The sequence below is a fragment of the Aliidiomarina maris genome (assembly GCF_003987335.1).
GTDB lineage: Bacteria > Pseudomonadota > Gammaproteobacteria > Enterobacterales > Alteromonadaceae > Aliidiomarina > Aliidiomarina maris.
In genome coordinates this window covers 1-12,485 of sequence record NZ_PIPK01000017.1, presented here as the reverse complement: position 1 = coordinate 12,485, position 12,485 = coordinate 1, and the positions used below count along the sequence as shown (strand labels likewise).

12 protein-coding genes and 1 tRNA gene are annotated in these 12,485 nt (G+C 46.9%); 5 read left to right on the top strand and 8 right to left on the bottom strand.

Annotation, left to right across the window (positions count from 1 at the left end; translation table 11 throughout):
• Positions 1–6: 6 nt before the first annotated feature.
• The 6 genes from CWE07_RS13115 to abiEi form a co-directional block, all read right to left on the bottom strand.
• Complete coding sequence (locus CWE07_RS13115; RefSeq protein ID WP_111570361.1) at positions 7–390, bottom strand: hypothetical protein; 384 nt, start codon at positions 388–390, stop codon at positions 7–9.
• A 114-nt stretch (positions 391–504) separates the two neighbouring features.
• Positions 505–581 (bottom strand) — tRNA-Trp (locus CWE07_RS13110).
• Positions 582–724: 143 nt separating this feature from the next.
• Positions 725–1,480, bottom strand: a complete 756-nt coding sequence (locus CWE07_RS13105) for a 3',5'-cyclic-nucleotide phosphodiesterase (protein ID WP_157983277.1) — start codon at positions 1,478–1,480, stop codon at positions 725–727.
• 74 nt (positions 1,481–1,554) lie between these two features.
• On the bottom strand, positions 1,555–2,391 hold the full coding sequence (gene dsbG / locus CWE07_RS13100) for a thiol:disulfide interchange protein DsbG (protein ID WP_111570359.1): 837 nt from the start codon (positions 2,389–2,391) through the stop codon (positions 1,555–1,557).
• A 179-nt stretch (positions 2,392–2,570) separates the two neighbouring features.
• Entirely contained in the window at positions 2,571–3,491 is a 921-nt protein-coding gene (locus CWE07_RS13095) for a nucleotidyl transferase AbiEii/AbiGii toxin family protein (protein WP_111570358.1), read from the bottom strand.
• Complete coding sequence (gene abiEi / locus CWE07_RS13090) at positions 3,481–4,017, bottom strand: type IV toxin-antitoxin system AbiEi family antitoxin (protein WP_111570357.1); 537 nt, start codon at positions 4,015–4,017, stop codon at positions 3,481–3,483. The genes CWE07_RS13095 and abiEi overlap by 11 nt, the downstream gene beginning before the upstream one ends.
• A gap of 538 nt (positions 4,018–4,555) precedes the next feature.
• Between abiEi and CWE07_RS13085 the strand changes: the two genes are divergently transcribed.
• From CWE07_RS13085 to tnpB, 4 genes are all read left to right on the top strand, one after another.
• Positions 4,556–4,876 (top strand): helix-turn-helix domain-containing protein, encoded by a 321-nt coding sequence (locus CWE07_RS13085; RefSeq protein ID WP_000122829.1) that lies wholly within the window; start codon positions 4,556–4,558, stop codon positions 4,874–4,876.
• Complete coding sequence (locus CWE07_RS13080; protein ID WP_111570356.1) at positions 4,869–6,083, top strand: type II toxin-antitoxin system HipA family toxin; 1,215 nt, start codon at positions 4,869–4,871, stop codon at positions 6,081–6,083. Before CWE07_RS13085 ends, CWE07_RS13080 begins: the two co-directional genes overlap by 8 nt.
• Before the next feature lie 258 nt (positions 6,084–6,341).
• A complete protein-coding gene (tnpA, locus tag CWE07_RS13075) occupies positions 6,342–6,644 on the top strand; it encodes an IS66 family insertion sequence element accessory protein TnpA (RefSeq protein WP_111570355.1) in 303 nt (100 codons plus the stop codon).
• Positions 6,641–6,997 carry an IS66 family insertion sequence element accessory protein TnpB gene (gene tnpB / locus CWE07_RS13070; protein ID WP_111570354.1) on the top strand — a complete coding sequence of 119 codons (357 nt, stop codon included), beginning with the start codon at positions 6,641–6,643 and terminating at the stop codon, positions 6,995–6,997. Before tnpA ends, tnpB begins: the two co-directional genes overlap by 4 nt.
• A gap of 419 nt (positions 6,998–7,416) precedes the next feature.
• On the opposite strand, the gene CWE07_RS13065 is transcribed toward tnpB, so the two are convergent.
• Positions 7,417–8,262 carry an oxidoreductase gene (locus CWE07_RS13065; RefSeq protein ID WP_111570353.1) on the bottom strand — a complete coding sequence of 282 codons (846 nt, stop codon included), beginning with the start codon at positions 8,260–8,262 and terminating at the stop codon, positions 7,417–7,419.
• Positions 8,263–8,623: 361 nt separating this feature from the next.
• Here CWE07_RS13065 and CWE07_RS13060 point away from each other — a divergent pair, with 361 nt between their 5' ends.
• Complete coding sequence (locus CWE07_RS13060) at positions 8,624–11,326, top strand: M14 family metallopeptidase (protein ID WP_111570352.1); 2,703 nt, start codon at positions 8,624–8,626, stop codon at positions 11,324–11,326.
• Positions 11,327–11,411: 85 nt separating this feature from the next.
• On the opposite strand, the gene CWE07_RS14650 is transcribed toward CWE07_RS13060, so the two are convergent.
• The gene (locus CWE07_RS14650) at positions 11,412–11,642 is read right to left on the bottom strand and encodes a TonB-dependent receptor (protein WP_111570351.1); all 231 of its coding nucleotides are present in this window, start codon (positions 11,640–11,642) and stop codon (positions 11,412–11,414) included.
• Between the last annotated feature and the right edge of the window lie 843 nt (positions 11,643–12,485).

Below are 12,485 nucleotides of genomic sequence, written 5' to 3'. Positions count from 1 at the left end.
AATGTATCACTTCATTACGTTTTCTTGAAGTAATGCCCACAGTTGTTTTTTCTCTGTAGCGGTCAGCGAGTCACGCAGGTACGCGCTAATATCGACGGCACGGTCTTGTTGTTTAACCTGAGACAATGGGGTGCCAACATGCGCAGCTAAGTCGTTGAGCCAGGGCAGACCTTGCACGGGCAAAGGGCCTTGCGTGCGCAGCAGCCAAGGACCAAGGCGATAGTAATGCTCAGGCGCGTTAGCTACTTGCTCGTCAGCGTCCGGTACGGCAGGTGCTTGCTTGGATGGCGCAGGCATTCGTTCTGCAGCAGAAGGCGGTGCTTTAAAGTCGTACACCGGTACATTCAGAATCGCAAGGCATTCAAGTTGTTGGGGAGTCCATACTGCCATGTGCCGCTTGCTACCTTGTATCGCTGAATTAAAATTGGCAACAATATAGCATGCGCATAAGGGCGAGCTAAGCTGGAATAGTTGTTTAGAAAAGGAAGTTTTAATCGAATAATTTGGCAGGGGTGGAGGGATTCGAACCCCCAACCGTCGGTTTTGGAGACCGCTGTTCTACCAATTGGAACTACACCCCTGCCGATTGGTGACACGCATTATACGCAGCTGATCATGCCAAGCAAGCGAAAAGTGCGCCATTCGATGCGTTTGCTGATTTGTTGAGCGATTCAGCGAGTGTGGGTCGCGCTTCCAGTGACTGCTGCGCTTAGGACTGCCATGCTTAGGGCAACACCCGCCAGTGGTGAAATTCGCCTTTGCTGCGCAGATCATGGCGTAGCTGTTTTTCGTACGCTGGTTTGATATGGGTTATCCAGATTTTCTTGGGTTGCTCTTCTAAATCGTCCAGCATCATTTGGATAAGGCTTGGGGTCATGTGTTTCGACGTCTGTGCGATATCGAGTTTGCTGTCGGGAAAAGCGCACTCAACGATTAGGGTGTCGATATGGCCTAAGCGATTAAGCGAATCCGACAACGCCTGGCTGTAGGTGGTGTCGGCGCTGAACACCAAGTGGCTGTGGGCGTCTTTGATTGCATAGCCGGTGGTGGGCACGGAGTGTTCCACAAAAAAAGGTGTGATGTCATAGTTATAGAGCTTGAAGCTCTGCCAGGGCTCGACCACGACGAACTCAAGTAGTGGCTTCTCCGGGCTTGGTACCTGGGTGAAGTCAGGCCAAATTTGGTAATTAAAAATGCAGTCTTTGAGCACTTCAATGGTTTCATTTAGTGCATGCACGCGCACCGGGGCTTGAATGTGGTCAAATAAGTTGGCTAAGAAACCGGGTAGGTCGCTGATATGGTCCATGTGCGCATGGCTTAGCAACACATCGGTGATTTTGCGCTGTTCGCCGAGGTCTAATTTACTGAGCCCTGAGCCTGCGTCGAGTAGGATATGTTCGCCAAGGCGAAAGCAGGTGGTGCCGGTATTGCGAGGGTTACCACTGACCCCGCCGCTGCAACCAAGAATGTCGATGTCCATTGCTAGCCCTCCCGAAACATGCTGCATATAGTATGGTCTGTTCGGTGCTGACTAGCAATGGCTGCGACTGGCAACTAGTTCGCGAGCATTTGCTCGATGGTCGCTGCGTCTTGCGGAGCACCTTGAATTAACTGTACCACGCCGTTGGCGTCTTTAAAGAAGGTGGCAGGTGTCGCGCTTAAGTTCAACTCGCGCATAATCGCTTGGTTTTGACGCAAGTCAGCTTGGCCTGCGCGCATCGCGACGCCGTCCATAATAATGCCACCGTCATCGTAGGTGCGCATATGCTCTAAGAACTTATCAATTGGCTGATCTGCGCCTAAGATGCTGGCGGCAATGGTTGGGCTGGCTTCACGAATAATACCCACCATAATATGGCGCACCTGCAAACGACCTTCGGCGACATAAGGTTTTAGCGCTTCATGCATGCGGCGGCAGAATGGGCAGAATGGGTCGGTAAAGGTGTACACCACGTTGGGGGCGTTCTCATCGCCTTCAATAAACCATGCCGATTGTTCAAGCAATTCCCAAGCTTCCCCATAACGCGGTTCATCGACTAAGCGACGCACGTGCTGGGCGCCGATATCTGCCCCTTGGGCGTTGATCATATTGCCGACGACGGCATGTTCACCGTCTTCAGTGACATATACCGCAAGGCCCTGGCCTTGGTATTCACCGACATAGCCGGTTAAATTGCCGGGCGCTTCAAAGGTGCCGATAAAGTTCACGCCTTGGCTGGCAATGGGGCGTAGCGCGGCGGGTAAATCGCCTTGAATGCCGCGGCTGGCTTGTGCGAAGGCGAAGCTGGCGCTGTGGGCTGCCATAGGTGTGGTTGCTGCCGCAGCTTGAGCGCTGACGGTGATGCCGCCCGCTAAGGCAACCAGGCAAAGTAGGTGTCGGTTTAAGGCCATGTAAGGCACTCCTTTATTGGTATTAAATGTGGCCTGAAGCCGCTTGAGTATACAGAGTGACGCTGCGGGATGAAACCAGGATTAACTGGCGCAATTCTATCTTTGATGTGAGTAAAGATTAAACAGATCTTTGCGAAGTGAAATACTTTCATCTGACATCCGGTTACCTCATCCATTGCTTACATTCTAAACTCAGAATTAGTGGCCCTGCCTAGTAATTCGTTACGCACGGCTTTAAATAGTTTATCCAAGGTATTTCCCAAGTAAAATTGAAACTTATCCTGAGCGAGGGTTCTGTCAAAAACGTCTGCGGGTAAGAAACGTTTCATTTCTGCAATAAAATTTTTACTAGACACAATATCAGGAAGTCGTCCGAGAAAATCTTCCAGCATTCTGTCGAAGTGCTCAATTTTATAATCTGATATTTTGCTTTTAACTAATTCCATTTTGAGTGTCGCGCCTTGTTGCTGCAACCACGCTAAATCCCATATGTCTCTATGGCGGATATACTTTGTAGTGGCAGTTAAAGAAATGATTTTATCTGCCATGACTTCATCCAAGCTTTCTGTCAAAATCAGCATGTCACTGTATCCATCAGGTAAGAAATCATAGTTTATTCGTAGAGGTTGGGGCTCTCTTGTATAGGCTGGAATGTTTGCCACTTCTATTTTGATTTTTTGTTTTGGCAGATCTTTTCTCTCAGGCGAAGTCACTACCGCTATTTGCCACTTATCAATGCTCAATTCAGAGTACTTATGGTCTAGCTTTAGAGTCTTTGGCTCTTTTACTGTCACTTCAAGCCCATATCGTTGACCAATGTATTTTTCTATACAAAATGCCATGTCTGCCAACATCGCCGAGCTGAAGTCCTTCCCGCCAGCAAAATTAAGATCTTCGCTTAAACGGTTGCCGCCATAACAAAGTCGTAATGAAGTGCCACCTTGAAAAGTCAACTTGTCTAGAAAGCCTCCTTTTTCTAGCGCAAATAAAATATCATAGTGTAAGAGTTCTTTCTCTATCACTGATCGCATATGAGACATATTTGCAACTTGCATTGCTTTATTTACCAATAGCGCGAAGTTATCTTGATTAATTTTCATTTAGGCCCTCTTTGCTTACTAAATGTGTGTTTCGGCCAACTCGCTTTAAGTCTCTGTAAGCAGTTAGTTTTGTCGCTAACCTAAGTGGTCTTTCGACTAACATGGTATTTTTTAAAATGTCTATTGGGTCCCGTTTCGTATGTATAAACTCAATGGTACCTAACGGTGTTTTGAATTCACCGGAACGTCCCGTTGTCATAACAGTTAACCTATCTACTGGAATTTGCGAAATAACACCATAATCAGAAAGTGCAGATTCCAGGCTAATGTAGTTATATTCCCCACGTCGAATAGTTTTAGCAATTTGCTCCAACGTATCGCTGCCTTTCGACTGCGCTAAATTGTATAAGTACACACCATTGATGATTCGAGTGAGTAAGCCATCGTCTTGCAAACGTTTAATTCCCGCACGCAATGCGCGTTCATTATCTTGATGAAAGATTTTGGCCAAGTCTGAATTAGTAAAAACACAGCGACCACGCTTGTCATACTCTAAGAGCTTTTTAATTGCTTCAGCCTTTTTCACAATACGCCTCTAGTTGTCAAAAATGACACTTAAATGTGTCGTAATTGTAGACTTAATTCCGATCTGACGCAAGTGTACAAAAATGACATTAAAAAGCGCTTAATCTGTTGACTTACTTCCTTAGGTATCCGGTGATTGTTTATAAGGTCAAGATCAGCGAAAATAGTGGCCAATTACATTTAATACGATGGATTTGAGAAGCGAAGAACTGACAAGAGAGGACTTCCAATAATGTCTACAAATTCGCCTATAAACTAAAAGAATTCATACATGGCAAACCAAGATTTTCTTAATGAAATCAATAAGCGTCGAACTTTCGCGATTATCTCGCACCCTGATGCCACCCAGCCTTTCAACGCTTAAAACCACCAAGTATCGCTCTTTTGTCGATGACAAAAATCTCCTTCTACTTATATGTAATTATGTATCAGCTCATGGCTTTTGATATGTAATGGCTAATCGGATTTGTGTTATTTGAGTTACTGTGATATGTTTTTGTATATAATTATTCTTAAGTGATGTATTAAGGCGTATCGAAATGAGCTATGTAACAGAGCAGATACTAGAAAGTCTTCGAGAAGCTCGGGTACGAAAGGGGTTTAGCCAGAGAGAGTTAAGTGCTCGTTCGGGTGTGCCTCAAAGCCATATTTCGAAAATCGAGTCTGGCAGTGTTGATTTAAGAATATCCAGTTTGATTGCACTTGCCCGTGTACTAGACCTAGAGCTATTGGTTGCGCCTAAAAAATCTGTACCTGCCATCAAGTCGATCATTCGAAGTGGCCAAGGTATTAACGGCATCAGCGATGAGGGTGAGCCAATGTCGCCCGCGTATCAGTTAGAGGAAGACGACGATGACTAACCATGTCTCTACGCTCAACGTGTTGCTCTACGGTGAACCGATCGCAACGATCACCAACGTGGGTAATGACAGAACACTTTTTGCCTTTATGGATTCCTACATTAATGACGAATCGCGGCCTGTGTTAGGGCTTGGCTTTAAAGATTCGCTCGGTGGCCTGCTGACTAGCTTCAAACCTACCCAAACTAAGTTAACCCCGTTTTTCTCCAACCTTTTACCAGAAGAAACCATGCGTAATTACCTGGCTGAGCGTGCTGGTGTGAACCCAGTACGGGAATTTTTTCTATTGTGGGTACTGGGGCAGGATTTAGCTGGCGCGATCACGGTTGAGCCTGCGGATGATGAAGCCTTACCACCTAATGTGCATCAAGACATAGAAGGTGAAACGAAGACAGATGGGCCAATGCGTTTTTCATTAGCGGGAGTGCAATTGAAGTTTTCAGCTGTGCAGCAGGCAAATGGCGGTTTGACTATCCCCGCAACCGGTCAAGGTGGCTCTTGGATTATAAAATTACCGTCGTCTCGATTTGAAGCTGTGCCAGAAAATGAATATTCAATGATGGAACTGGCTCGAATGTTGGGAATGGACGTGCCAGAAACGCAGCTACTCCCTATTAATCGGATTGCTAATATCCCAAATGGCATTGGTAAATTTGGTGATAGCGCTTTTGTGATCAAGCGTTTTGACCGTGCAGATGGTCAAGCTGTTCACATTGAGGACTTTGCGCAAGTGTTTGGCGTTTATCCTCAAGATAAGTACAAAAAAGCCAGTATGCGAAATATTGCTCAGGTTATCGGTATTGAAGGCCAAGACGAAGACATTGCAGAATTTACTCGCCGATTGGTGTTCAATACTCTAATTGGTAATGCTGATATGCATTTGAAGAATTGGTCTGTGATCTACAAAGATAAGCGCACCGCATCGATTGCGCCTGCTTATGACTTTGTTTCAACCATTCCTTATATCCCCGATGATAGTGCATCGCTGAAGGTGAGCCGTAGCAAGAGATTCAGCGATTTCACGCTGGATGAGCTATCACACTTAGCGGCTAAAGCCATGTTGCCAGAAAAATTGGTGTTAGATACTGCAAAGCAAACTGTAGCAGGCTTCCATGAGGTATGGGCGAAAGAAAAAGCGCATTTACCCCTCACTAAGTCAGTGATTGAAGCCATCGAAACGCACTTGCGAAGCATACCGCTACGCTGAATTTCTATTAGGTAGAGCGTGCATATTGATAAAGATGGTTTAACTTCACGCGATTTTACGGCGGTTTCCGCCGTAAACTGGAAATTTGGTAAACTGCACAATGATACTGGTGTCGTGATAAGGCTGATCTTCTGAACAAATCATGCATCTTTCTGATCATCAACAAGTGATGAGTAAACGTCACCGAAACCACACCTATTCAGCCATAGTTTGAAGCCATAGGCTACCACCAGGTTTAATTAAAAAAGTGGTAGCAACATGAGCCGAGCATATAGAACCCGCGAGCAATGGCGAGCGCTGATTGCCGAATTTGAACAAAGCGCTCTCAGCCAGAAAGATTTCTGCGAGCCGCATGGCATTAACCCAGCGTATTTTAGTCAGCGTCGATTAGAGTTGCAGCGCGAAGCTGAAGATAACGACACGGGCTTTGCTCTGGCGGTGCCGCAGTCGGCAACTTCGCAACAGACATTGCAGCTTCGTGTTGGCCGAACCGAATTGATGCTGCCTTTGTCGGTCTCACCGCGCTGGGTCGCGCAACTGGTCAAAGAGCTCAGCGCATGAAAATGTTCATTGAGCCACCGGCGATATACCTACACAAAGCGCCGGTCGACTTCCGTAAAAGCATCAATGGTTTCAGTGCCATTGTCGAAAGTGAGATGGCGCTCTCACCGTTCAGTGGGGCGTTGTTTATCTTTTGCAACCGCCAGCGTGACAAACTGAAAGTTCTGTACTGGGACAAAACCGGCTTTTGTCTGTGGTACAAGCGCCTTGAAAAGGCCAAATTCAAATGGCCGCGCAAGATGCCAGGCAGCACCATCACGCTCACTGAGCAGCAGTGGGCATGGCTCTTAGATGGCCTTGATATCACCCTGATGAAAGGCCACCAGCCCCTGCATTTTAGTGCGATAACCTGATCGTTTTTGGCCATATAGGGATCAAGCATAACAGCGATTTATCGATCACCAATCGGTCTAAGAAAGCCCTTATCTGTGGCGGTTTAGCGCTGATTTATGCGGTATAATAGCCGCATGAAAAAGACCAATGCAAACACACTTCCAGACGATGTCGAGTAATTTACAATTGCAGAATTACGCTGTGACTAATTACCTGGTACTTCTAAATGTTGAACCACGTCGACTCGAAAACCTGCCGGGTCTTCCAGGATAAAATGTACCTGTCCCCAAACTTCTTCTTTGAGATACTTTGCATCTGTTATCTCCTTGTCTGTTGTTTCCTCTCCGGGTAGCCTGTGAGAAGTTAGCTGATGGTTAGCCAGCTAACTCTGAACACGGGATAGCTTAGCGTATTTAGCTTATGTTTTAATTAATATCGGTTACTCAATATCAGTTGTAGTTGAAAGATGCGCCCAGTCGTTGAGATCTTTCAGGTGGGCATTATAAGCAGTGCGAATATTTTCTACTGCATCCGAACCGGCTGCAAAGTGCAGAGGGGGATTATCTTCATTCGCTAAGGTTAATATGGCCTGGCCGAATTTTACCGGATCACCTGCCTGTTGGTGGTTATGGCTTTGATATGAATCATTCACTGCTGCTGAGTATTCCTTGTAATCATCCAGTTGAATGTCGCCATAACTGACTGAGCTGTCATCCAGAAAGTCAGTGCGGAAAAAGCCCGGTTCTACAATTATGTCACTAATGCCGAATTGCTTTACCTCCAGCGCCAGGCTTTCAGAGAAGCCTTCAACTGCGAATTTGGTTGCACAGTAAACAGAAGCGCCATCGTAACCAGCCGTTCCAGCAATGGATGAAATATTAAAAATCTGCCCTGCGCGTTGCTCACGCATATAGGGTAAAACAGCGCGGGTAACTGCCATCAGACCAAACACATTGGTATTGAATTGTGATTCAATTTTTTGCCGGGCGATCTCTTCAAAGATACCAAGTTGACCATAACCTGCATTATTGACTAGCACATCAATACGGCCAAAGTGCTCGATGGCTTGTTTTACACAGGTGTTGATTTGTTTGTCGTTACAAACGTCAAGCTCAAGTGTCAGGACATTACTACCATGAGATGAATAGGCCGTTTGTAGTTTTTCAAGGTTACGCCCGGTTACTACAACGTTGTCGCCGGCAGCCGCAGCGGCACTGGCAATTTCGAAGCCAAGGCCACGTGCTGCACCGGTAATAAACCAGGTTTTTGTTTGTGCGTTTGCCATATTGTGTTCCTCGTTACTAAGTTAGCGTTTGTTGTGTGTGCTTTGGTAGCAACGATATAGTGGCAGTTGCGGAGGTAGAAAGGTTAGAACAATGCTGCCTGCTTATTGCACAATAATACGGATACTCTTTATTTAGTCAGGTGTTTTCTTCGAACTGTATTCGTTAACGCCTCTTGCCAGAAGATGATTAGCTGTTGCAGGCAAAACAAGTGCTTGCGAACAATTTTAATCCATGCAATAAATACGTCTAGATGTTTAGATGTCTAAATGAGTCTAGCTTTGATATTGACTCAGGGTGAGTTCACGGACTGAATGAACTAACCGAATAAATTAACCGAATAAATTAAGAAGTGGATTTCGTATGCAATGCACAGGTTTATGTAGCGCCATTCTGGCGGGTTCAATGATGTTGTTTAGTGGCGCTGTTGTTGCTGCACAATCGGTTCCGCAGTGGCCGGTTACGGATTATGATACAACACCGGATATTGAAGAAATACTGGGTTACCCGGCAGGCAGCCGGATAAGTTCCCCGGAGCAAATTGCTGAGTATTTTGAAGCTCTGGCAGAGGCACACTCGGACAGGATTCAGCTTTTTGACTATGGGGAAACCTGGCAGGGGCGGCGTTTGTTTTATGCGGTTATTTCTTCACCTCAGAATCTGGCTAACCTGAGTGAGCATCAATCTGCGATGGCTGCTTTGGCAGACCCAAGGCAAACCAGCGCAAGCGAAGCTGAAAGTTTAATAGATGGCTTACCAGGGGCTATCTGGATAGGTGCCAGTGTACATGGCAATGAGATATCGCCTGCGGAAGCAACGCTGGTGACAGCCTGGCACTTATTAGCCAGCCAGGCAGAGGAAACCAGCCAGTTACTGGATAATACGCTGATTTATATTGATCCGTTACAGAACCCGGACGGGCGTGCTCGTTTTGTCAGTCGTTACTATGCAACAGTTGGTCTGGAACCTTCGGCTGACAGGCTGGCTGCGGAACTGAACGAACCCTGGCCGAACGGGCGCACGAACCATTATTTGTTTGATATGAACCGGGACTGGTTTGCTCTGACTCAGCCTGAGTCACGCGGCAGGGTTGCGGCTTTTCTTAAGGCAAGGCCTTTATATTATGTTGACTCGCACGAGATGGGCGGTGATTCGAGCTATTTCTTTGCGCCCTCTGCGGAGCCTTTAAACCCATTGGTAACCGAGTCTCAGCGGGAAAGCTTAGTTGACTTAGGCAAAAATAATGGTCGCTGGTTTGACGAATTTGGTTACGATTATTTTACCGCTGAAATATTTGATTTATTTTATCCGGGTTACGGTGGTAACTGGCCAAATTACTCCGGTAGTTTAGCCACCACGTATGAAATGGCTTCGGCTCGAGGCCATCACTTTAAACAAAGTGACGGCCAGATACTGACGTTCGCGGATGGTGTGCAGCGTAATTTTGTTGCTTTTATGGCGAGTATCGAAACCGTAGCGAATAACCGTCGTCAGTTGTTAGAGAATTTTTATGCGTACCGGCAAAGTGGTATTGAAAAGGGCTCGCAGCGAGGTGCTGTTGGTAGCTATATTCTGCCTAATCAACGTGATACTGCTGGCCATCAACGGTTGGTGGCAATTCTGGCAGAACAGGGTGTGGAAGTGACCCGCACTACCGGTAATTTCAGAGCATGTGGTGAAACCTATGAGGCAGGGGCTTATGTAGTTAATTTAGCGCAGCCCAGCCATCATCTGGCCCGTGTTTTACTGGATCCGGAAGTACCTTTGGCAGAGGATTTTTTGCAGGAGCAGGAACGCCTGCGTGCGAATAACCTGCCTGACCAGATTTATGATGTTACAGCCTGGTCGTTACCGCATTTATTTAACCTGGATTTAGTAACCTGTAGCCAGTCGCTGAATGTTGCGGGAGAACTGGTAGACAGCACTCGTATTGAGCCAGGGTATATTGTAGAAGGAACTACAGAAACGGATGCGAGTTATGGTTATGTTGTTCGTTGGGGTGATATGAACAGTGGCCGTTTATTGACGGCTGCACTTCGCGAAGGCCTGCGTATACGCAGTGCAGACAGTAGCTTTACGCATGCGGACGGGCGTGAGTTTGAAGCGGGTTCATTCGTACTGCCCCGGGCTGGTAACCCTGACAATCTGACCGAAGTTTTAACTGAACTGACCCGGCAGACCGGAGCAATTGCGGAGCCGCTGGCCAGTAGCTGGATAACAAGTGGCCCAAGTATAGGTTCAGGTAACTTTAAACCTTTACCAACACCCAGCATTGCCTTGTTGTGGGATGAACCTGCCAGTGTCTTAAGTGCAGGCAGTACCCGATATATTATTGAGCAGGAATTTAATTACCCGGTTACGGCTATTCGGCCTGCACAGTTACGAAGTGCGGACTTATCTGCTTATCAGGTGCTGATTTTACCAGCCAGTGGGCGTGCCGGAGCTTACCAGCAGGCTCTTGGTGAACAGGGGCGTGAGAATTTGAGTAACTGGGTTGCCCGGGGTGGAGTTCTGATTACTTTAGGAAATGCGACCGGGTTTGTAGTTGAAGGTGAAGAACCGCTTCTGGCCAGTGCTCTTGAGCGCAAAGCAAGTGAACAGGCGGTTGCAGACGAATATAAAGGAACCAGTGTGGAAGGCCGGCTGATTACGGATACTGAGGATTATCAGTCGTATCTGGTCAGCCCTGAAGCACAACCTGACTGGGTGCCGGGTATTATAGCTCGCACCGAAGTTGACCAGGAACACTGGCTGACAGCTGGTGTGCATGAGCAACTTTATACAACCTATATTGGTAATGAAATATACACACCTTTGCGTATTTCAAACGGGCGTAATGTGGTGAATTTTGCAGGCTCGGACGAGTTACTTGCCAGTGGTTATCTATGGGAAGACAATCGCCATCAAATTGCCTATAAACCGTATTTGATGGTGCAGCCTGAAGGGCGGGGCCTGGTTATCAGTTTTACTCAGGAACCAAATTTGCGCGGTTATCAGCATGGTCAGTTCACCCTGTTATTAAATGCTATATTCCGTGGTGCAGCCCATGCGACACCGTTAAGATAGTTGCACAGAGAATCGTGTCACAGAGAAAAATGACAGAGAAACCGCGCTAAGAAAACTTAGCGCGGTTTGGTTTTCAGCTTACGGATCAGAATTGGTAACTTAACCGCAGCGAAGCATGACGGCCGGGTTGAGTATATTGGTCTAACGATGTGCCTTGTGGTTGGCCGGAGACTAACTCGTGTGGTACATAACGTTTGTCCAGCAGGTTTTGCAAAGACACATTAAACTGCCAGTTACCCCACTCGTACCCGGACAGAATATCTACTGTAGCCCAGCCTGATGTGGTAATACTGGCATCATCAGGCACCCGGTTCATACTGGATGCTGCACGAATAATACCCGCCGCATACCAGTTAATTCCTTCATAGTGATGTTGCAGGTTACCTCGCCAGGGGCTTAACGATGTCAGGTAAGTATCGGTAGTGTCGTCCTTACCTGTCGACCATGTGGCTGCGGCATTGATACGCCAGGACTCATTTAACCAGTACTGGGTAGAGAATTCTGCACCGTAAATATAGGCAGATTCGGTATTCTGAAATTGAAATAGTTGTAACTGTACTGTTTTTTATGTATGGTTATCGGGTTCTTTCTTGGGGCCTTTCAATGCGACTTTGGATTCTGTTCGTGACAATGTGTTCGCTGCTGAGCTTACCGTTCTCTGGTACGCTTGCGGCTACTGATGTCATGCATGACCATAGAATGCAAGTAACCTCAGTCTCAGCTCAGCATGAGCATAGGGCAGAAAGCTCAACGAAGAATTTAGTGAAGCACTCAGTTGAGATGAGCGAGCACATGGCTTCATCCTCTCAACAACCAACGGCATCTGCTGACGACAGCGAACATTGCCCTAGCATGGCAGGCAATCCACCAAATAGCACGCACTCGACAGGCATTGTGTTAGATCAAGGCACTGCTGATTATTGTGAGGATATGGATTGTACTGATTGTCCTCCAGATTGCGGTCATTGTGTTGCGTCGGGTCACGGCTCATGCGCGACTTTGACCTGGCAGCAGGTGGCAACTCATGCGGTTATGTTATCGCCCGTGGTGGCCCATACCTCTTTTTACCAACTCCTTTCTGGGCAACCTTCGCCTCCACCTATTATTTCCTGATTTCAACAGTTTGGCTCCGGTTTATGCCTCATCGCATGCCGGTCGT